The 21,035-nt window shown below is 72.9% G+C and carries 15 protein-coding genes; 6 read left to right on the plus strand and 9 right to left on the minus strand.

Going from position 1 to position 21,035, the window contains the following annotated elements:
• Nucleotides 1–4: 4 nt before the first annotated feature.
• The 5 genes from ACFYYB_RS01150 to malX form a co-directional block, all read right to left on the minus strand.
• A complete protein-coding gene (locus ACFYYB_RS01150; RefSeq protein WP_389432470.1) occupies nucleotides 5–1,810 on the minus strand; it encodes an ABC transporter permease/substrate binding protein in 1,806 nt (601 codons plus the stop codon).
• Nucleotides 1,810–2,883 carry a glycine betaine/L-proline ABC transporter ATP-binding protein gene (locus ACFYYB_RS01155; protein ID WP_389432471.1) on the minus strand — a complete coding sequence of 358 codons (1,074 nt, stop codon included), beginning with the start codon at nucleotides 2,881–2,883 and terminating at the stop codon, nucleotides 1,810–1,812. Before ACFYYB_RS01155 ends, ACFYYB_RS01150 begins: the two co-directional genes overlap by 1 nt.
• 182 nt (nucleotides 2,884–3,065) lie before the next feature.
• Entirely contained in the window at nucleotides 3,066–3,950 is an 885-nt protein-coding gene (locus ACFYYB_RS01160) for a SigB/SigF/SigG family RNA polymerase sigma factor (protein WP_389433437.1), read from the minus strand.
• A 541-nt stretch (nucleotides 3,951–4,491) separates the two neighbouring features.
• The gene (locus tag ACFYYB_RS01165) at nucleotides 4,492–5,724 is read right to left on the minus strand and encodes a MalY/PatB family protein (protein ID WP_389432472.1); all 1,233 of its coding nucleotides are present in this window, start codon (nucleotides 5,722–5,724) and stop codon (nucleotides 4,492–4,494) included.
• Nucleotide 5,725: 1 nt separating this feature from the next.
• On the minus strand, nucleotides 5,726–7,327 hold the full coding sequence (malX, locus tag ACFYYB_RS01170) for a maltose/glucose-specific PTS transporter subunit IIBC (RefSeq protein ID WP_389432473.1): 1,602 nt from the start codon (nucleotides 7,325–7,327) through the stop codon (nucleotides 5,726–5,728).
• A gap of 208 nt (nucleotides 7,328–7,535) precedes the next feature.
• Between malX and ACFYYB_RS01175 the strand changes: the two genes are divergently transcribed.
• Nucleotides 7,536–9,098: a S8 family serine peptidase gene (locus ACFYYB_RS01175; RefSeq protein WP_389432474.1), complete on the plus strand. Its 1,563-nt coding sequence runs from the start codon at nucleotides 7,536–7,538 to the stop codon at nucleotides 9,096–9,098.
• A 131-nt stretch (nucleotides 9,099–9,229) separates the two neighbouring features.
• Here ACFYYB_RS01175 and ACFYYB_RS01180 read toward each other — a convergent pair whose 3' ends face one another.
• Both ACFYYB_RS01180 and ACFYYB_RS01185 read right to left on the minus strand, forming a co-directional pair.
• Entirely contained in the window at nucleotides 9,230–10,729 is a 1,500-nt protein-coding gene (locus tag ACFYYB_RS01180; RefSeq protein WP_389432475.1) for a cellulose binding domain-containing protein, read from the minus strand.
• Complete coding sequence (locus ACFYYB_RS01185) at nucleotides 10,657–12,321, minus strand: beta-N-acetylhexosaminidase (RefSeq protein WP_389432476.1); 1,665 nt, start codon at nucleotides 12,319–12,321, stop codon at nucleotides 10,657–10,659. Before ACFYYB_RS01185 ends, ACFYYB_RS01180 begins: the two co-directional genes overlap by 73 nt.
• Nucleotides 12,322–12,561: 240 nt before the next feature.
• Here ACFYYB_RS01185 and ACFYYB_RS01190 point away from each other — a divergent pair, with 240 nt between their 5' ends.
• Both ACFYYB_RS01190 and ACFYYB_RS01195 read left to right on the plus strand, forming a co-directional pair.
• The gene (locus ACFYYB_RS01190) at nucleotides 12,562–13,407 is read left to right on the plus strand and encodes a GntR family transcriptional regulator (RefSeq protein WP_389432477.1); all 846 of its coding nucleotides are present in this window, start codon (nucleotides 12,562–12,564) and stop codon (nucleotides 13,405–13,407) included.
• Between the two features lie 249 nt (nucleotides 13,408–13,656).
• Nucleotides 13,657–13,977 (plus strand): hypothetical protein, encoded by a 321-nt coding sequence (locus ACFYYB_RS01195; RefSeq protein ID WP_389432478.1) that lies wholly within the window; start codon nucleotides 13,657–13,659, stop codon nucleotides 13,975–13,977.
• Nucleotides 13,978–14,151: 174 nt separating this feature from the next.
• On the opposite strand, the gene ACFYYB_RS01200 is transcribed toward ACFYYB_RS01195, so the two are convergent.
• The gene (locus ACFYYB_RS01200) at nucleotides 14,152–14,976 is read right to left on the minus strand and encodes a GntR family transcriptional regulator (RefSeq protein ID WP_389432479.1); all 825 of its coding nucleotides are present in this window, start codon (nucleotides 14,974–14,976) and stop codon (nucleotides 14,152–14,154) included.
• A gap of 125 nt (nucleotides 14,977–15,101) precedes the next feature.
• Nucleotides 15,102–16,805: an IucA/IucC family protein gene (locus ACFYYB_RS01205; RefSeq protein ID WP_389432480.1), complete on the minus strand. Its 1,704-nt coding sequence runs from the start codon at nucleotides 16,803–16,805 to the stop codon at nucleotides 15,102–15,104.
• Nucleotides 16,806–16,923: 118 nt separating this feature from the next.
• Here ACFYYB_RS01205 and ACFYYB_RS01210 point away from each other — a divergent pair, with 118 nt between their 5' ends.
• From ACFYYB_RS01210 to ACFYYB_RS01220, 3 genes are all read left to right on the plus strand, one after another.
• Entirely contained in the window at nucleotides 16,924–18,588 is a 1,665-nt protein-coding gene (locus ACFYYB_RS01210) for an IucA/IucC family protein (RefSeq protein WP_389432481.1), read from the plus strand.
• Between the two features lie 31 nt (nucleotides 18,589–18,619).
• Nucleotides 18,620–19,276 (plus strand): class I SAM-dependent methyltransferase, encoded by a 657-nt coding sequence (locus tag ACFYYB_RS01215; RefSeq protein WP_389432482.1) that lies wholly within the window; start codon nucleotides 18,620–18,622, stop codon nucleotides 19,274–19,276.
• 166 nt (nucleotides 19,277–19,442) lie between these two features.
• On the plus strand, nucleotides 19,443–21,026 hold the full coding sequence (locus ACFYYB_RS01220; protein WP_389432483.1) for an FAD-binding oxidoreductase: 1,584 nt from the start codon (nucleotides 19,443–19,445) through the stop codon (nucleotides 21,024–21,026).
• The last annotated feature ends 9 nt before the right edge of the window (nucleotides 21,027–21,035 follow it).

Consider the following 21,035-nt stretch of genomic DNA (forward strand, 5'->3'; position numbering starts at 1 on the left):
TTGGTCAGGCGAGCTTGGCGACCTCGGGGTGCTCGGCCAGCCAGGCGCGTACGGCCTGCTGTTCCTTGCCCTTGCCCGATTCCTGGATCTTGGCCTCCAGGCCGGTGAGCTGCGCCTCCGTCAGCTTGAAGGACTTCAGCCACTGGGCGACCTTCGGCTCGTCGGCCGCGAAGCCCTTGCGGGCGACGTTGTGGATGCCGTCGCCCTTGCCCCAGGCGCCCTGCGGGTCCCCGAGCTTCGTCAGCTCGTAGGAGGCGTACGCCCAGTGCGGCGACCAGAGGACGACCGCGACGGGCTCCTTCTTCTCGTAGGCCCGCTTGAGCTCGGCCAGCATGCCCGGGGTGGAGCCGTCGACGACCTTGAACTCGCCGTCGAGCCCGTACTGCGGCAGCACCTTGTCCTTGAGGAGGCCCATGGCGCCGGCGCTGGGCTCGATGCCGATGATCCGGCCCTTGAACTGACCCGCCTTGCCCTTCAGATCGGCGAGGGTCTTGACGTCCTTCACGTAGGAGGGGACGGCCAGCTCGATCGAGGTGGGTCCGAACCAGGAGCCGAGGTCGTCGAGCTTGTTCCCGTACTTCTTCCAGTACTCGGCCTGCGTGGACGGGAGCCAGGCGTCGGTCTGGAAGTCGACCTGGCCGCCCGCGAGCCCGGTGTAGAGCGCGCCGAGCTCCAGCTGGCGGGCGTCGACCTGGTAGCCGCGGCGCTCCAGGAGCTCCTTCCAGAGGAAGGTGGAGGCGATGCCCTCGTCCCAGGGGATGTAGCCGATGCTGAGCTTGCGGCCCTTGCCGATGTCCTCGACACCGGCCCCGCCGACGGCGTTGACCTGGGACTTCCCGGAGTCACCGAAGATGCCGATGCTGCCCGCGACCAGGGACAGCACCACGGCCGAGGCCACGGCGAAGACGGGCTGCGGGCGGTGGCTCCACACCTTCGCGCTGCCGGTGGCGGCGGAGCGGGCCTTGGCGAGGGTGCGGCGGCCGAGCGGGGAGACCTGGCGGCCCAGGGCCCCGGTCATCCGGTCCAGGTACATGGCGAGGATGACGATGGAGATGCCGGCCTCGAAACCGAGGCCGATGTCCACGCTGCCGATGGCCCGGTAGACGGCGCCGCCGAGGCCGCCGCCGCCGACCATGCCGGCGATGACCACCATGGACAGGCCGAGCATGATGACCTGGTTGATGCCCGCCATGATGGTGGGCAGCGCCAGCGGGAGCTGGACCCGTACGAGGGTGTCGCGCGGGGTGGTGCCGAAGGCGTTGGCGGCCTCGACCAGCTCGGCGTCGACCTGGCGGATGCCGAGCTCGGTCATCCGGACGCCGGGCGCCAGCGAGAAGATGATGGTGGCGATGATGCCGGGCACCACGCCGACCCCGAAGAAGATGATGCCGGGGATGAGATAGACCATGGCCGGCATGGTCTGCATGAAGTCCAGGACGGGCTTCATCGCGGCGCTGACCTTGTCGGAGCGCGAGGCCCAGATGCCCAGCGGGATCGCGAAGACCAGCGTGACCAGGGTGGCGACCAGGACCAGCGCGAGCGTGGACATGGCCTCGGGCCACAGGGCGACGGAGTCGACCAGGGCGAAGCCGGCGAAGGCCAGCAGGGCGGCGAGCAGCCCGCGCAGCCACCAGGCGGCGACGGCGAGGATGCCTGCCAGCAGCAGCGGGTTCGGCGCGTTCAGGACGGCTTCGATGCCGTCGTAGAGCCCGGTGACGAGCGTGGCGATGGTGTCGAACAGCCAGGACAGGTGGCTCTGGAGGAAGTCGACACCGCTGTCGACCCAGGATCCGAGGTTCAGGCGGGGCATCAGGCCGCCACCTCCGTGCAGTCCAGCGCGGCGCGTCGCTCGTCGCCGATGAAGGCGACGAGGCGGCCCTGCGGGACGGAACCGAGGACGGAGCCGTCCTCACCGGTGACGGCCACGTCGTGCGGGACGCGGGCACTGACGGCGCACACGTCGGCGAGCGGGGTCCCGGCGGAGACGGTGGGACAGCCGCATGCGGGCCGGCCGCCGGCGGCTCCGGTCATGACGGCGTCGGCCGTCAGCACCCGCGAGCGGTCCACGTCCTGGATGAACGAGGCGACGTAGTCGTCGGCGGGGCGGGTGAGGATGTCCTCGGCCGTGCCCTGCTGGACGATGCGGCCGTCGCGCATGACGGCGATGGAGTCGCCGAGCCGCATGGCCTCGTTGAGGTCGTGGGTGATGAAGACGATGGTCTTGCCCAGGCTCTTCTGGAGTTCGAGGAGCTGGTCCTGCATGTCGCGGCGGATCAGCGGGTCGAGCGCGCTGAAGGACTCGTCCATCAGCAGCAGGTCGGCGTCGGTGGCCAGGGCGCGGGCCAGGCCCACGCGCTGCTGCATGCCGCCGGACAGCTCGTCGGGCCAGGACTTCTCCCAGCCGCCGAGCCCGCAGAGGGCCAGCGCTTCGGCGGCCCGCCGTTCGCGCTCGGCCCGGGGGACGCCCTGGACCTCCAGGCCGTAGCCGGCGTTCTCGAGCACGTCGCGGTGCGGGAACAGGGCGAAGTGCTGGAAGACCATGCTGATCTTGGTGGAGCGTACGCGGCGCATCTCGGCCGGCGACAGGGCGGTGAGGTCCTCGCCGTCGAAGAGGATCCGGCCCGCGGTGGGCTCCAGCAGGCCGTTGAGCATGCGCAGCAAGGTGGACTTGCCCGAGCCCGACAGACCCATGACGACGAAGATCTGGCCGGGGTCGACGCGGAACGAGGCGTCGATCACCGCTGCCGTCGTTCCCTCGGCGCGCAGCTCGTCGCGGTCGGTCTCGCCGCTTTCGAGCGCGCGGACCGCCTTCTCGACGGCCGCTCCGTTGTCGGGTCCCTTACCGAACACCTTGTACACATGCTCGGCTATGAGCGTGGACACATACACCTCAAGGGTCGTACCTGAGACGGCCCACCGGCGTGCGTGCGGCCGGCGGGCCGTGGAGCGCGACGGGATCCGCCCGTCACCCGCGCCCCGGCCGCTCTCGGCCGGCGGACGAGTCCGCTCCAGCAGCGCTGGTGCCCGCACTTAGCCTCTGCAAACGGTGAAGTGAGTCATGTCACTTACGCTGCGTCGCCGCCCGCACCCACGACCACGCCCGTGATACCGGATTCCGCTTGCTGCGGGGCCCCGGCTCCGGGGCCCTCCGGGTCGGCGAGCATCGAGGTCCGCAGGTGCGCGAGCACCCGGGTCAGGAGGCGCGAGACCTGCATCTGCGAGATGCCGAGGGCGGCGCCGATCTGGGCCTGGGTGAGCTCCTCGCCGAAGCGCATCGACAGCATGCGCCGCTCGCGGTCGCTGAGTCGTTCCAGCAGCGGCGCCAGGGTCTGGATGTCCTCGACGCGCTCCAGCGCCGGCTCCTCGGCGCCCATGGTCTCGGCGAGGCTGTGGCCCTCGGTCCGGCCGTCGGCCCGTTCGGAGCCCGGGGCGTCGAGGGAGCCGCTGGTGTGGCCGTTGGCGGCGACGAGCCCCTCGATGACCTCCTCCTCGGTGAGCGAGAGGTGTGCGGCGAGGTCGGCGACCGTCGGCGGGTGGTCGAGGAGCGCGGTCAGCTCCTCCTTCGCCTTGGCCAGGTCGATGCGCAGTTCCTGGAGCCGGCGCGGTACGCGGACCGCCCAACTGGTGTCGCGGAAGTGCCGCTTGATCTCGCCTGTGATGTACGGCATGGCGAGGGAGGCGAACTCGACCTCGCGGGCCGGGTCGAACCGGTCGATGGCCTTGATCAGGCCAATGGTGCCGACCTGGAGCAGGTCGTCGAGGTCGCCTCCGTCGCCGCGGCCGCGGAAGGGGCGCATCGCGAACCGGACGAGCGAGATGTTCATCTCGATGAGGGTCTCGCGGACGTACCGGTACTCGGGGGTGCCCTCGTCGAGCTCGTGGAGCCGACGGAAGAAGAGTCTCGTCAGCTCGCGCGCGTCCGCGGGGGCCACCTCGCGGGGCTCCGCGATGCGCGGCGGGAGCGCGGTGGCGGCGGGCTCCGCGGCGGGGACCCGGTCCGCGGCGGGGACTCGGTCCGCGGCGGGGACCCGGTCCGCGGCGGGGCCGAGAACAGGGGCGGCGGAGCCGGGGGCGGGCACGGCGAGCCGGCCGGCGCAGGGGCCGGGGCGGCGCCCGGTGCGGGCACCGGGCCGGGCGCCGGGAAGGGACCCGGGCTGGGATCCGGGCTGGGATCCCGACACGGCGCCGGGCACGGCCCCGGAGAGGGACTCGGTGCGGGGACCGGGCAGGGCCCCGGAAAGGGAGCCCGGCAGGGGGCCGGAAGGGGGGCCGGCGGTATGGGAGAACGGGGCGGGCATCGGCACGGGGTCGCTCCTTGGGCTGGTCGGCTTGCGGCGCATGACCTTGATGGGCGTCCACCCTAGCCGGTTCCGGATCCGTTCCCCAGTTCCCTTTCCCCTAGATCAACCGGCCGGGGCCCGGCCGTATTTACGGCAGGCCCCGTTCCGATCGCACATCGGCCGTCCGGCCACAGCGCCCTCGGCCGTCCGGTCAATTCCCTTCGGCCGCGCGCCCGGTGGCGGGTGCCGGAGCGGCTTCGGGGGCCGCTCCCCCGGGGGCGCCCGAGGTGGTGCGCAGGGCCCGGATCAAGGCCTCGACACCGGCCTGTGCCTTGGCGCGCGGACAGCCCACGTTGAGCCGTACGAAGCCCGCGCCTTCGGGCCCGTAGGCGGTTCCGGGCATGATCGCCACCTTCTCGGTATGAATCAGCTCACGTTGGAGCACCTCGTCGGGAACTCCGAGGGGCCGGAGATCGATCCAGGCGAGGTAGCCGGCCTTGGGCGGCTCCCAGTCCAGCTCGGGGAAGGACCGCGCGAGACGCCCCCGCACCAGGTCCAGGTTGCCCGCGACGTAGGCGTTGAGCGCGTCGAGCCACGGACCGCCCTCGCGGTAGGCGGCGATGTGTCCGGCGACGGAGAGCACCGCCGGGGAGGACAGCCCGTCGGCGTCCTTGAGCAGGGTGAGGTAGCGCCCGCAGGACTCCGCGTCGCCGAAGATCCCGTAACTGCCGGTCAGCGCCGGGATGTTGAAGGACTTCGAAGCGGAGGTCACGATGGCCCAGCGGCCGCCCGGGCGGCCGTGCAGCGCCCACGGGCGGTGCCGGTACGGGGCGTGCGCCAGATCGGAGTGGATCTCGTCACTGATCACCGCGACCCCGTGCCGCTCGCACAGCCCGGCCATCCGCTCCAGCTCGGCCCCGCTCCACACGTGTCCGGTGGGATTGTGCGGGGAACACAGCAGCAGCACGCTGGTGTCGGGGCGGGCCAACTCCCCTTCCAGGCCGTCCCAGTCGTGGAGCGGGACCCCGCGGAACTCCCGGCCGCGGGCCGCGAGCAGGCGCGGGAAGGCGTCGTAGGCCGGGGTGTGGACCACGACTCCGTCACCCGGCGAGGACCAGAGGTCCATGATCCGGCCGACCTGGTAGAGGACGGCGGGGGCGTAGGCGATGCGGTCCGCGTCGACGGGGGTGTCGTAGCGGGTGGCGTACCAGTGCCGGACCGCGGAGAGGAAGTCCTCGTGGCGCCAGCGGGAGTAACCGAGGACCCCGTGCTCCAGGCGGCCGCGCAGGGCGGCGAGCACCTCGGGGGCGGTCTCGAAATCCATGTCGGAGATGGTGAAGGGGAGCAGGTCGGGCACCCCGAAGCGGTCCTCGACGTAGTCCCACTGCGTGCACCAGGTGCCGTGCCGGTCGACCGGCACGTCGAAGTCGTACGCGTCTTCCATGTCAGCCGACCGGGGTGAGCTTGGCGAGGGCGTCCTTCACGGACTGCACCTGGGGGCCGATGATGACCTGCACGTTGTGCTCGTCGAGCCGGACCACGGCGATGGCTCCGAGCTTCTTCAGCCGGGCGTCGTCCAGCAGGGCGGCGTCGCCGACGGTCATGCGCAGGCGGGTGATGCAGTTGTCGAGGGCGTGGATGTTGGCCGGGCCGCCGAGGGCTTCGAGGATGGCGACCGGGTCGTACTTGCCGGCGACCAGCTCGGCCTTGGGCGCGTTCGCGTCGGCGGCGGCCCCGGTGTCGGCCGCTTCGGGGCCGGTGGGCTCGTCTTCGCGTCCGGGGGTCTTGAGGTTGAACTTGGTGATCGCCCAGCGGAAGAGGAAGTAGTACACGGCGAACCAGATCGCGGCGATCACCGGGACCAGGTACCACTTGGTGGTCGTGCCCTGAAGGACTCCGAAGACCAGCAGGTCGATGACATTGCCGTCGGTGTTGCCGATGTACACGCCGAGCACGGCGGAGACCAGGAAGCCGAGGCCCACCAGGACCGCGTGGATGAGGTACAGCCACGGCGCGATGAAGAGGAAGAGGAACTCGAGCGGTTCGGTGACCCCGCCGACCACGCAGGCGACGACACCGGAGATGAGCAGCGCCTTGATCTCCGGGCGCATGCTGCGCTTGGCGCAGTGGTACATGGCGAGCGCGGCGCCGGGCAGGCCGCCGAGGTACGCGGCCATCTTGCCCTGGGACAGGAACTGGGTCGCGGTGTGCGCGGCGCCCGAGGGGGTGGGGCAGGAGAGCTGGGCGTAGAAGAGGTTCAGGGCCCCGCTGACGTGCTCCCCGCAGACCACCCCGGCGCCGCCGGCGTCGGTGAAGCGGAACAGGGCGACGAGGATGTGGTGCAGGCCGATGGGGCGCAGCAGCACCTCGCCCATGCCGAAGAAGAAGGGGCCGAAGACTCCGGCGTGCGCGATGCCCGTGCCGACGGAGGCGATCCAGCCGCCGAGGGTGGGCCAGACGAGCGGGACGAGGAGTCCGACGATGCTCATGGCCAGGGCGGAGACGATCGGGACGAAGCGCAGGCCGCCGAAGAAGGCGAGCGCGTCGGGCATCTGCTTGGTGCGGTAGCGCTTGTGCAGCAGGGCCACGATGACACCGACGGCGACCGCGCCGAGCAGTCCGGTGTCGATGGACTTCACGCCGAGCACGTCGGCGATGCCGTAGTGCGCGATCTCGCCCTTGTCCTCGAAGTCCACGCCGCGCGTGGTGAGGAAGAAGTTGACCGCGAGGTTCATGGAGGCGAAGCCGACGAAACCGGAGAAGGCGGCGACGCCCTTGTCCTCGCGCGCCAGGCCGAGCGGAATCGCCATCGCGAAGAGGACCGGGAGGAACTTGAAGGCCACCAGTCCGGTGCTGGACATCCAGGTGAAGGCCAGCTGGAGGGGTTCGTTGTCCAGGAAGGAGAGGTTCTGCAAGACGGCCGGGCTGGAGAGCGAGGAGCCGACGCCGAGCATGATGCCGCAGAAGGCCAGGAGGGCCACGGGCAGCATGAAGGTCTTGCCCAGGCCCTGGAGGAATTCCCAGAGCGCTGCCTTCGTCTTCTTCATGGTGGATCTTTCGTCCGGATTCGGAGGGGGTCGTGCGCAAAGGGGTCATGCGTAAAGGGGTCGTGCATAAAGATTCCGTTCTGTGAACGGACGGCGCTAAGAGGAGAAGGACCCCAATCCACAAGGCCCGAGTCCTCCCTCGCGGCCCTCTTGTGCGGAGCTTGTGAACGCAGCACTCTGAGCGGACGACTCAGGGGGGTCTGCATCCATGATCAAGAGATCGCGTCCATTACGGCGCTGTGGAGCCGTACTCGCACTCGCCTCGGCGCTCGCGCTCGGGGTCGACACCGGGGCCTCGGCCGCGGACCAGCCGGAGGGGGTGGTCCTGTACGCAGGAGCGCCCGGAGCCGTCGGCGACAGCTACCTCGTCCTGCTGGATCCGGCGCGCGCGGGTTCCCGTACGGACCGGGGCCGGTCCGTCGTCGAACGGTTCGGCGGCACGGTCGCCCGGACGTACGACTCGGCGGTCAACGGCTTCTCCGTCCGGATGACGGAGCGCCAGGCCCGGCGGCTCGCGGCCGATCCGGCCGTGACCACGGTCGCGCAGAACCGGAAGCTGCACCTGGACACCACCCAGCCGACCCCGCCGTCCTGGGGCCTGGACCGGATGGACCAGCGCAGGCAGCCGCTGAACAACGCCTACACGTACGCGTCTTCGGGCGGTACGGGCGTGACCGCGTACGTCATCGACACCGGCGTCAACATCGACCACAAGGACTTCGGCGGGCGGGCCCGGTACGGCTACGACGCGATCGAGGACGACAACGTCGCCCAGGACGAGCACGGGCACGGCACCCACGTAGCCGGAACGGTCGCGGGCACCACCTTCGGGGTGGCCAAGCGCGCCAAGGTGGTGGCCGTCCGGGTCCTGGACGCGAGCGGGTCGGGCACGACCGAGCAGGTGGTCGCCGGAATCGACTGGGTGACCCGCCACGCGGTGAAGCCCGCCGTGGCCAACATGAGCCTGGGCGGTGACCCGGACAGCGTCCTGGACGCGGCCGTGCGGGGTTCCATCGCCTCCGGCATCACCTACACGGTGGCTGCGGGCAACCAGGACATGGACGCCTCCGGGCACTCGCCGGCCCGGGTCTCCCAGGCGATCACGGTCGGGGCGACGAGCGCACACGACGCCCGCTCCTCGTACTCCAACTACGGTTCGCTGGTCGACCTGTTCGCTCCCGGCGACTACATCACCTCGGCGGTGTGGTGGGACGACGAGTGGAGCACCCAGATGTCGGGGACCTCGATGGCCTCCCCGCACGTCGCGGGCGCGGCGGCGATCTACCTGTCCCTCAACCGCACCGCCACCCCGGCCCAGGTGGCGACCTACCTGAAGTCCAAGGCCACCACCGGGGCCGTGCTCGACCGCGGTCCCGGCTCGCCGGACCGCGCCCTCTACATGGGCAGCGTGGCCAACCGGGTGGTCACCAAACGCGTCTCCAACACCAAGGACTACGCGGTCGGGGACCTGAAGACCATCAGGTCCCCGATCACGGTCAGCGGGGTCGAGGGCAGCGCCCCCTCCAAGCTGGAGGTGGAGGTGTCCGTCAAGCACCCGGACTCCGGAACCCTGCGGATCGACCTGATCGCACCCGACGGGACGGCGTACCCGATCAAGGACGAGTACACCGACTGGGGCGAGAGCGACCTCGTCGGGCTGTACTCGGTCAACGCCTCCTCGGAGACGGCGAACGGGGTGTGGCGGCTGCGCGTCTACGACGCCTTCGCCGGGAACACCGGGTACCTGGACTGGTGGGCGCTGCGGTTCTGAACGGCACGTGCTGAACGGCACGTCCTCAAGGGCACGTCCTCAAGGGCACGTCCTGAACGGCAAGGAGGCGCGCTCCAGGGTCAAGGTCCCTGGAGCGCGCCTCCGTTCACGTCCGCCGGATACCGGCCGGATCAGCTGTTGGGGACGGTGTCCACGAAGGCCGTTCCCGCGGTCCGGTAGCCGCCGACCTTGGCAGCGACCTGCGCCGGGGTGAGGACCTGGTCCTTGACGTGCAGGACGTAGTCCACCTTCTGGTCATAGGCGCGCGGGGTCGAGCCCGGCTGCCCGTTGAGGTCGATCAGCCACTGGTTGAAGTTGATCGACATGCCCCGCTCGGGCAGGTACTTGGCGTCGTGCGTGCCGAAGACCTGACCGTCGATGTAGTAGGTGATGACGCTGTTGTCGATGGTGAGCACCAGGTCGTGCCAGCCCGCGTAGCTCAGCCGGGACTCGGTGTGCTGGTTGACGGCCACCCACGGGTCGGCCTGGTACGTCTCCCACGACGTGGTGTAGAGGATGTTCGAGGGCTCGCCCCAGCCGCCGTTGGGGAGGTACTCGAAGTCGTACTCCGAGTAGTCGTCGGCCAGCGGGGCCTTGAGGTCGTTGATGGGGAAGAACGTCTGCACGAGGTGGTCCCCGTCCGGGCCGTACTTCGGGGCGTCGGAGAACTTCACCCGCGCCGCGTACGTACCGTTCTTGAACTTCATCGTCTTGGTCAGGATCTCGGTGTGCTTGGTGCTCTCGCCGGTACCGGCCGTCGAGGTCTCCAGATTCATGATCGTGTTGCCGCCCTCGGCCGCGAAGGTGACGTTCTCCGGCGCCCAAGTGGCGCCCGGAACACCGGGCCCGCCCGCGTTGGAACGCACGCTCCAGCCGTGGGCCCCTATCGCCGGGTCCGAGGAAGAGGTGTAGGTGAAATCGTCGAAGAGGGTGGCTCCGGACGGTCCCGGGTCGGTCGGGGTCGGCGTGGGGTTGGTCGGCGTCGGGGTCGGGTCCGTCGGAGTCGGCGTCGGGTCGGGGACGTTGCCCCCGGGTGCGGTCCCCCAGACGGTGCCGGTGCCCAGCCTGGCGGTCACCTTGTCCCAGTCGGCGTACGCCGTGCGGGACCCGTCGAAGGAGTAGTCGTCGGACTGGCGCAGCGTCTGCCAGTCGGCGCGGTAGAAGCGCAGCTGCATGTCACCGGTGTCGGCGCCCGGGGCGAGGCTGCCGGCGCCGCCGGTGAAGGTGATCTCCAGGTAGCGGTCGGCGGTGGCCGTCGGGGTGGCCAGGGTGCCGAAGGTGCCGGTGATGTTGGCGCAGCCCTTGACCGCCCAGGAACAGGCGAACCGGTACTGGGTGGTGGGGCTGTCCGCCTTGAAGTAGTAGCGGAAGGAGACCTGGTTCAGGGCGACGGTGCCGGAGCCGTTGTTGACCACCTTGAACCAGGGCTCCGCCTGGTCGGCGGTGGCGCCGGTCGCGCTGGTGCGGTACTGGACCTTCACGGAGTCGGCCGCGGCGGTCGCGGGCAGGGCGCCGAGGGCGGCCGAGCCGAGACCGGCGGTCAGGGCGAGGGCCAGGGCTACGGCCGTACGGCGCCTGCGGACGGGGGCACGGTCAGGGGTCTGGCCGGGGGCGTGGGACGGGGTGCGCATGCTGCGTTCCTCTCGGGGTGGGGGGAGGGAAGGGATCGGCCGCGCACGCCTAGGGCGGCGAGCCGGGTCTGGTGGTGGCCTTGGCGCCGGAGGAAGTCCGGCCAGTCGCGGTGCGCCGACCAGGCGGTGTCGGCCAGGGCGCACAGGCGGGGGAAGGCCAGGTATTCGAGTTCGGCCGGGGTGCTCGCGTACTCGGTCCACAGCTGCGCCTGGGTGCCGAGCACGCGGCGCGCGGCCGCCGGCTCCCAGTACGCGGGGGCGGGGTCGTTGTCGTAGACCCCGCGCAGGTCGAGCACGCCGCCGTCCTGGCCGCGCGGTTCGCCGGGGTCGGCGGACTGCGGGTAGTCGAGGTAGGTGGAGCGGTAGGGGGTCATGATCACGTCGTGACCGCGCAGGGCGGCGGCCCGCCCGTGCTCCGCGTCGAGCCAGGCCAGGGCCGTGAACGAGGCGGGCAGCTCGGTGCCGGTACCGGTCCAGCCGAGCGGGCGGCGGCCGAGCCCGGCCAGGTGCTTCGCGACCTCGCCGAGGAACCAGCCGTGGAGGGCGCTCGGGCCGGGCAGCCCCTCGGCGGCGATCCGGGCGCGGGCGGCCGGAGAGCGTTCCCATTCCACCCGGGGGCATTCGTCGCCGCCTAGGTGCACGTAGGGACCGGGGAACACGTCCGCGACCTCGTCCAGCACGCCCCGGCAGAAGTCGAGCACGGCGTCGTGGACCCCGAAGACGTTCTCGCAGACGCCCCAGCGGGTCCAGGTGTCCAGCCTGACGGCGGGCCGGTTGCCGAGTTCGGGGTAGGCGGCGAGGGCGGCTCGGGCGTGGCCGGGCATCTCGATCTCGGGTACGACGCTGACCCCGCGCCGGGCCGCGTAGCCGACGAGCCCGGCGAGTTCGGCGCGGGTGTAGGCGCCCTCGTGCGGGATCCCGTCGCCCTCGGTCTCGGCGCGGCGGCCGCCGATCTCGGTGAGCCGGGGGTAGGCCGCGACCGGCATTCGCCAGCCCTGGTCGTCTGTGAGGTGGAGGTGCAGGACGTTGAGCTTGTGCAGGGCGAGCAGGTCCACGAAGCGGCGTACGTACGAGACCGGCTGGAAGTGCCGGGCCACGTCCAGCAGGGCTCCGCGCCAGGCGAACCGCGGCCGGTCGGTGATCCGTACGCAGGGCAGCGACCAGCCGGCGGCGGGCGTACGGGGCTGCGCGCCTCCGGCGGCCAGTGCCTCGGGCGGCAGCAGCTGGCGCAGGGTCTGCACCCCGTGGAGCAGCCCCTCGGGGCGGGCGGCGCGCAGCAGGACGGAGTCGGGGCCGACGGTGAGGGCGTACCCCTCGGCGCCGAGGGGGTCCTCGCCGGAGCCCCCGGGGGCCGTGTCCCCCGGGGTCAGGAGGAAGGCGATCCGCCCGTCGGGGTCCGGTGCCAGCGGCAACCCGGTGGCGGGGGTGAGCAGTTCGCGCAGCAGACCGGCCGCCGCCTCGGCGCCGGGACCGGCGCGCAGTCCGGTGCGGTGGTCCAGGGTGAAGCGGCCGGGCAGGACGGTCACCGAGTCGGGGCGCGGGACGAGCGCGAGGTCGGAAGGGGGGAAAGGGGCGGCGGCGGCTGCGGTCACGGTCTCGGGGATTCCTCATCTGGCCGTTCGTCAACTCCTCACACAACTCATGTGAGGAGAAGTGGAGTTGACCAACTAACCAATTGGTTAGCTGAGTGGCTAGAAGGTGACACGCCCCGCGTGCGCCGTCAACCCTGCACGGGCCGACAAATTCGGCGGACTCCTCGCGCCTCCGTCCCTCGAGTGGTTAAATACACATGACCAGTTGGACAGGTGAGCAGAGAGAAATGGGGGCGGGCCATGACAAAGGACGCAACCGACTCGTCAGGATCCGTACTCAAGCGCGAACGGGTCCGCGAGCACCTGCTGGGGCTCATCGACATCCGGCGGCCCGGCGACGCGATCCCCTCGGAGCGCACCCTGTGCGCCACCCTGGAGGTCTCCCGCCCCACCCTGCGCGCGGCGGTGGACGAGCTGGTGGCCACGGGCCTGCTCGTACGCGAGCACGGGCGCGGGATGTTCGTCGCGCCGGCCAAGATCACCCAGGAACTGGCCGCCGACGAGGCGGCCTTCGCGATGCGGCAGGCCGCCGGCCACTGGTCCAGCCGGATCCTGGAGCACTCCACCGTCCAGGCGGGCGCCCGCATCGGCCGCCGCCTGCGCATCTCCCCCGGCGCGAGCCTGCTCTACATCGCCCGACTACGACTGGTGGACGGGGCCCCGATGGCCATCGAGCACCTGCACATCCCGGCCGACCTGGTACCGGCCCTGACCCCGGAGGAACTCGAGGCCGGGGACCTCTACGAGCACCTGCGCGACCACCACGGCGTGTACGTCCACGAGGCCCAGCAGTCCATCGAGCCGACGGTCGTCAACGAGGCGGAGGCGGGCCTGCTGGACGTCCCGCTGCTCTCCCCCGCCCTGCTCATCGAACGCCTCACCACCGACTCCACCGGCCGACCCGTGGAATACGTGCACTCCGTCTACCGGGGCGACCGCTACCGGATCGTCTCCCGCCTCGCCCTCGGAGCGTCCCCGGGCACCGGACGGCCGGACGGCCACCACCCGGGGATCCCGCCCGGCGACCTCGGCCGCCGGACGGTCATCACCTCCACCACGACCGGGGACGTCCACACGAGCACGTGACGGGCCGGCCAGGTCGTCTCGAGAGCGCGCACCGTCCGGTCGTCGCCCGCGAAGCCACCGCGAAGCGAAAAGCAGCTCCCGGTAGCCGATCCGACGTCCAAGTGGCTTGCCCCGGAGTGGAGTTCACCCCGGGCCCCTCTGGTAAATTCCCCTTCATCGCACAGGACTCGTCGCGGCGCTCGCCACGCGCCTGAGGACGGCCGGCTCCGGATTCGCCGTGGTCGACGACGCGAGGGGAGCACTCGGCTGATGCCCCCTCCCTCCGGCCCGGACCGGACGCCTTCGGACGACGGCTGCCTGAAACGGGTCCTGGCCGTGCCGCTCGCCCTGCTCTACGCGATCGCCGGCTGGTTCCTGTACACCGCTCTCACCATCCGGCCGTCCGGCACCTGGGACGACGAGGCCACCGCGGGCATCCAGCTGTCCTGCCTCCTCGCCATCGTGGCGAGCGCCCTCGGCCTGCTGATCACCCTCCTCCCCTCGATCCGCCCCGCCATGGGGCGGTGGTGGCTCGCCCCACCCCTGGTGCTGGGAGTCGCCGCGGGCGTTCGGTGGATCCTGGGGAACTGAGGGGCGGAACCCCGCACGTGGCGGTGCGGATCCCGCCAGGAGCACATCGGCGCGGGGGCGCGCCCTTGGCGTTCCAGGACAGGACGGACTACCGCTGCGGAGAGGTTGCCGCGCGCATACGGAAGACCTGTTCGAGGTCGAGGACCTTGTCCGTTGTGACGTCGGCCGCGTGTGTTACGTCACCCGGAAGCCGATGGCGGCCGGGGAGCGGTCGAAGGTCAGCCGGTCCCAGGTGGGGAAGGCGAGGTCGGTGACGGCGAGCAGCCGGCCGGAGGCGTCGTGCAGGGTGCGGCGTACGGTGAGGCCGCCGGGCTGGGACGCGGCCTGGGGCGAGTTGGTCCGGGTCATGGTGATGGTCTCGGCCACCCGGCCGGCCCGCGCGGCCCCCTCCAGCCAGTGGTGCAGGGGGCCCAGGTCCTCGTCCCGGACGCCCGCCACCAGGCGGTCCCGGTAGCGGGCCAGCTCGGGGGTCCGTACGACGGTGCGGGGACAGAGGTACGTCACCGCGTGCCGCCGGGTCTGGCCCGTCGGGCCGCTTTCGCGGTGGTGGTGGACCAGGGTCTGCTCCCCGCCCCGCATGCCGAGCTGGTCGGCGAGCGCCGGAGCCAGGGTGACGAGGGTGAGCCAGGCCTGGGCCTGCCCCCCGGCGGGAGCCTGTGCGGGCGGGGCCGCCGGTACGGGGGCGGCCTGCGCCGCCGGGGCGGGGTCCGGGGTCGCGGCGCCCACCGGGAGCGCCGCCGGGGGGCGCTGCTCCGCCGCCGGGAACGCCGGCCGGGTGCCCCGTCGCCCGGTGACGACCAAGCCGTCTTCCCTCAGGTGCTGGAGGGCGGCCCGGATGGTCTGCCGGTTGACCTCGTAGCGGGCGGCGAGGCGGCGCTCGGAGGGAAGGCGGGCGCCGGGGGTGAGTGCGGTGAGGTCGAGCTCGCGCCGCAACGCTGCGGCGATCCGCTGGTACTTGGGCGTGGCGGCCGGGCCGCCGCCCCGCGAAGGGGAGGGCATGGCTTCTCCTCTGACGGGAGGTCAAGGACTGCGCGGTCTGCTCGACCAACGTAGCATTGGTCTATACCTGTCGGTGAGAGGGGATCCGTTATCCGGACCCTCTTTGGCCGGAACCGCACGCTTCCTCAGGACCGCAGCGGGTTGGGAAGCGGCAGGTAGCGGGAGTCCGCACCGTCGGCGCGGGTCCAGCGCAGCAGCAGGTTGGTCTTGGCCGGGAGGGTGGGGGCGGCCAGCAGGGCGGCGACCTCGGGCAGGTCGTGGGCCTCGCCGCAGCGCCGGAACTCCGCGCGGGCGGCGGGCCACAGGTCCCCGGCCGCCTCCGGATGGCTCTCCGCGAGCGCGCCCGCCACCTCGGTCAGGTGGTTGACCACCAGGCAGTAGACGAGGCGCTGCCAGGCGGCGTCCCGGTCCAGGTCCGGGAGGAGCTTCACGCCCTCCGCGTCCCGGAAGAGGGCCTGCGCGGGCATGCCCCGGGCATCGACGGCGACCAGGGTGTTCTGCAGGTGCGCTTCCAGGACCACGCCGTGCCGGGCGAAGAGGTGCAGCACGGGCGGCACGACCTGGCGCAGGTACGCCCGCCACCACCCGGCCGGGTCGGCCGTTCCCGCCAGCGGGCTGCCCGGGTACCCCTCCGCCAGCGCGGCCGCCAGCAAGGGGGTCAGCCCGGGCTCCGTGTGCGCCGCCAGGCCGTCGCGGACGAGTACGGCGAGCTCCTCGAAGGCGAAGGCGGCCGTCCGGTACCCCCGGTCGGGCAGCCAGGCCGCGACCGAACCGGACCGGCGCAGTTCCGCGAAGCCCGCCTCGACCGCGGCGTCCGTGCGGCGCAGCTTCAGCAGGTCGTGCCGCCACAGGCGGCGCACGTCGTTGGTGATCCGCACGTCGAGGCTGAACTTCACGAACAGATCGCGGGCCGCACGGCTACCGGAACCGGTACCAGCCCCGCTGCCGGTCTCGCTCACGCCCCCGGTAGCGGTCCCGCCGGGAACGTAGAGGGTCCGGATCGAGGCGGTCGGCCAGACGGGCACCCGCCCCGTCCCCAGCGTCAGCAGCCTCCCGTCCTCAAGGGCCTCGCGGACGGCGGGCCTGCCCGCGACCAGGTCGAGCTGCCAGGGGTGGGCGGGCAGCAGCCGGTAGCCGGCCGGCGGGCGCGGCCCGCCCAGCGCCTGTGCCAGCGAGTCGATCGCGTCCGCCGCCGCCGGGCCGCCCTCCTCGGCCACCTGGTCCTCGCGCACGCCCAGGAAGGCCAGGGGGAAGCGGGCGTACGCCTCGGGGGCGTACGGCAGCCAGCCGTTGGCCGGCCCGCCGCCGCGGGCCTTGGGGGCCGGGTGGTGGGGGTGCCCCATGACCAGCGACTGTTCCGACCGGACGTACGGGTCCGCCGGCGGCGGCGTGACCGCCCGGGCGGCCAGCAGCGCGGCGATGGTCGCGCGGCTGTCGGCGATCTCGACCGGGAGTTCGCCGTTGGACACCCCGGTGTACCGGCGCAGCTCGTCGGAGACGAGTTTGACCAGCTCGGTATGGCTCAGCGGATGCCAGCCGGACCCGGTGCCCAACTCGGGCCGCTCGGGCCTGCGCCCGGAACGCACCCGCAGCAACCGCCCGCTGCCCGACAGCCGGTACGCGCACCAGCCGTCCTCCCCCGAACCCCCGGAACCCCCTGAACCCGCGGAGCCCTCGGAGCCCGTGGACTCCCCTGCGGCTCCTGCCCCGGCGGACCCGGTGAGCGGGACCGGTTCGGCGGCCTCCCGCAGGAGGCAGTTCAGGAGCGGGGCGGCCGCGAAGGTGTCGGCGGCGGCGTTGTCGGTGGCGTTGAGGTCCACGGATTCCATTCGGTCCAGCCGGAGCGCCGGAGGTGCGCGGGGCGTACCACCGGCCGTGATCTTCAGTATCCGCGATGATGAAGTGATCATCACGTCACCCGAGAGGACCGGGGCCCTGGATCCCAGCATGCACCTCCCCGCCCCCGCGGCCGAAGAGGCCGTGGCCGCCGAACTGGCCGCGACGGCCGAAACCGCTCCCGCCGGCCCCACCGGCCCGCCCGGCGCACGCCCCGGCCTCGGGGCGGCCTACGCCGCCGCGCTCCCCGGCGCGCGCGCCGCCGTCCTCACCCGGCTCTGGCGGGCCTTCGCCTTCGAGCCGCTGCCGTGGATCACCCACCGGGAGCGGGGTTCCGGCACGCTCGTGCTCCGGCTCGCCTCGGGCTCCCGGCTGGAAGGCCCCCTCCCCGACCCCTACGCGACGACCTTCTCCGCGGTCCGTACGAGCGCGCCGCCCGTGACCGAGCTGCTGCTCGACGGGCGCCCCTACCGGCGGGCCGCCCCGCTCGTGGCGGCGCTCGGGCTGCCGTACGGGGAGGAGTTCGCCGCCGAACTCGACGAGAGCACGGCCTCCCTCGCCCTGTCCCGCGCCGGCCAGCCGGCCGACCCCGGAACCGGCGACATCCAGGGGCTCGCCGCCTGGGAGTGGGAGCAGCGGGTGGTGGACGGCCATCCGTACCACCCCAACTGCCGCTCCCGTCCCGGTTTCACGGTGGCCGAGCAGCTCGCGTACGCACCGGAGCACCGGCCGGTGGTCACCCTCGGGCTGGCCGTCGTACGGGCCCGCGAGTGCCAGGTGACCGGGGAGTGGCCGGACCGGTGGCGGGAGGCCGGGCGGATCCTCGTACCGGTCCACCCCTGGCAGGCCGCGCACGTGGTGAAACAGGGGAAGCCGGAAGGGAACGGACACCACGACGGGAACGGACAGCGGAACGGGCAGGGGAACGGACACGGCGACGGGAACGTCCACGCGCTGCGGCCCGGGCCCGCCGCGCACCCGTTGATGGCCCTGCGCACCCTCTCCCCCGCCGAGGGCGGACCGCACGTCAAGACCGCCCTCAGCACCCGCCTCACCTCCTCCGTGCGGGACATCTCCGTCTATTCCATCGAGACGGCCGCAGCGGTCTCCGCCTTCGCCCAGAGCCTGTCCGAGCGGCTGGACGGCCGCCTGCACATCACCCGCACCCTGGGCGCCGTCACCGCCGGCACCCCGGACCTGGCCGCCGTGCTCCGCGAGCCGCCCGAGGCGTACGCGGACCGGGGCGCGGGCGAGCGCGTCCTGCCCGTGGCCGCGCTGGCGCTGACCCCGTACGCGCGCTCCGACGCCTGGCGGGCCGGTTTCGCCCGCCTCGCGCTGTCGGTGTGCCTGCGGGTCCTGGACCTCGGAGTGGCCCTGGAGGCGCACGGCCAGAACCTCCTGGTCGTCCTGTCCGCCGACGGCGCCCCCCTGCGGCTCGTGTACCGCGACCTCGCGGACATCCGGATCAGCCCGGCCCGCCTGGCCCGCCACGGCCTGTCGGCGCCACCGCTGTCGGGGCGGCTGATCACCGACGACGTGACCCTGCTGCGCCGCAAGCTCTTCGGATCGCTGGTGGCGGGTGCGCTCGGCTCCACGGCCGGTTCGGCCGCCGCGCTCGCGGCGGACCTGGCGGCGGCCGAGCCCGGCCTGCCGTCCACCGCCGACACCCGGGCGCTGCTGACGGAGCCGCTGCCGACCAAGGCGCTGACGCTGATGCGGCTGAGCCCTGGGGTGCCGGGCGACCAGTGGGCGGAGCTGGACAATCCGCTGGCCTAGTTCGGGGCACGGGCGGCTACTGTCCGATGGCATGGGATCGACTTCGCACCTGAACTCCGTCCGGTCGTCCTACGACGCCGTCGCCGCCGACTACGCCGCGCTGCTCACCGGGGAGCTGGAGGGCAAACCGCTGGACCGGGCGATGCTGGCCGCCTTCGCGGAGTACGTGCGCGGGGACGGGCCCGGCTCCGGCCGGGCGGTCGCGGACCTGGGCTGCGGCCCGGGCCGGGTGACCGCGCACCTGGACGGCCTGGGGGTACGGGCCTTCGGAGTCGACCTGTCGCCCGCGATGGTGGCCGTGGCCCGCCGGACGTATCCGGGGCTGAGGTTCGAGGTCGGTTCGATGGCCGCGCTGGACATCGCTGACGGGGTCCTCGGTGGGGTGCTGGCCTGGTACTCCACCGTCCACACGCCCCCGGCCGGGCTCCCCGCGCTGTTCGCGGAGTTCGCCCGGGTGCTGGCCCCCGGCGGGTACCTGCTGATCGCGTTCAAGGCGGGCGACCGGCAGCTCCGGCTGGACCACGCGTACGGCCATCCGGTCGACCTCGACGTGTACTGGACCCCGCCGGAGCTGATCAGCGAGCTGCTGGCGGGGGCGGGCCTGGCCGAGACGGCCCGCCTGGTCCGGGAACCGGACGCCACGGAGAAGTCCCCGCAGGGCTTCCTGCTGGCCCGCCGGGCGGACTGACCGCGGACTGACGACGGGCCGAGCGCAGGGCGAGCGCGGGCCGACCGCGGCGCGACCGGGTCCGGACGGCGGTCCGGCCGCCCGCGCATGGGCCGTTCGGGGGGCAACCCGGCCCCCGTGGGCCCGCCTTCGCCCCGAACGGGCAGCGCGGTGGCAGGAAGGAGGGATGACCCTCCACCGCCGCCAGGTCCTCGCGGTAGCCGCCACGGGCGTCCTCGCCTCGATCGGCGCGACGGCCCCCGGCGCGAGGGCCCGTACGGCGCCCCACGCGGGGCCCCGCCGCGCGGACCCGGACTACGGGGCGCTGGCCCGGTCCCTCGACGGCCGGGTGGTGACACCCGGCGACCGGGACTACGACGAGGCCCGGCAGCTCTTCCAGCCCCGCTACGACGCGGTCCGCCCGGGCGCGGTGGCCTACCCCGCGCACCCGGGGGACGTGGCCGCCTGTCTGGACTTCGCCCGGCGCTCGGCCGTCCCCGTGGTGCCGCGCGGCGGCGGCCACGGCTACGCGGGCTGGTCCACCCGCGAGGCCGGACTCGTCATCGACACGGGCGCCATGGCGGAGGTGGCCCTGGAGCCGGGGTCCGGGTCGGAGCCGGGGTCCGGGACCGGCGTCCGGATCGGCGCCGGCGCCCGGCTCGGGGAGGTGAACGCCGTCCTCGCCGCGCGGGGCCTGGCCGTCCCCACCGGCCTGTGCCCCTCCGTCGGCATCGCGGGTCTCACCCTCGGCGGCGGGCTGGGCCTGTCCTCCCGCTCCTGGGGCGCCACCTCCGACCGGCTCACCGGGATGACCGTCGTGACCCCCGACGGGACGGTCCGCGAGGTCGGGGCCGACCACGAGCCCGACCTGTTCTGGGCCCTGCGCGGCGGCGGTGGCGGCAACTTCGGGGTGGTCACCGGCTTCCGTTTCCGCACGCACCCCGTCTCCGACTGCGCCTTCGCGGAGCTGCGCTGGCCCGCCGACGGCTCCCCCGCCGTCCTGCGCGGCTGGCAGCGCTGGCTGGAGGCACTGCCCGATCCGTTCTGGAGCCAGGTGGAGTTCACCGTCGACGGCGGCCCGGTCGGCGCCCCGGCCGTGCGGGTGCTCTGCCTGGACGGCGGGCGCGCCGAGCTGGAACGGCAGCTGACCCGGCTGTCCGACCTCGTGGGCGGTCCGCCCCGGGACAGCTGGACCGTCGTGCGCGGCTACGGGGACACCGTCCGGGCGATGGCCGGCTGCTCGGACCGGAGCCCCGCCGCGTGCCGGCTGCCCGGCAGCCTGCCGGGCCACGATCCCCAGGGCCGGCTCGGCCGCGACTCCTACGCCGCCCGGTCCGATTTCTGGGCCCCGGGCGGGCTCACCGAAGCGGCCGCGTCCGCCGTCCTGGCCGCCCTGCGGCGCTACGCCGGGAGCGTGCCGCGCGGCGGGTTCGGCGTGGTGCAGTTCGACGGGGTCTGCGGCGGGGCCCTCAACCGGGTCCCGGCGCGGGCCACCGCCTTCGCGCACCGCTCGGCCGGGTTCCTCGCCCAGTACCTCGTCTACTGGCCCGGCGCGGCTCCGGCCGCCGAAACCCTCCGGCACCAGGGCTGGCTCGACGGGCTCTGGCAGGACCTGCGGCCCTGGGCGGTCGGAGCCGCGTACCAGAACTACGCCGACCCGAAGCTGACCGGCTGGCGCGAGGCCTACTACGGGCCGAACCTGGCCCGCCTCGAAGAGGTCCGGCGCCGCTACGACCCGGACCGGCTGCTGCGCTTCCCCCAAGCCGTGTAGCCCTCCCTC

It is taken from the genome of Streptomyces sp. NPDC002886, assembly GCF_042888445.1.
Lineage (GTDB): Bacteria > Actinomycetota > Actinomycetes > Streptomycetales > Streptomycetaceae > Streptomyces.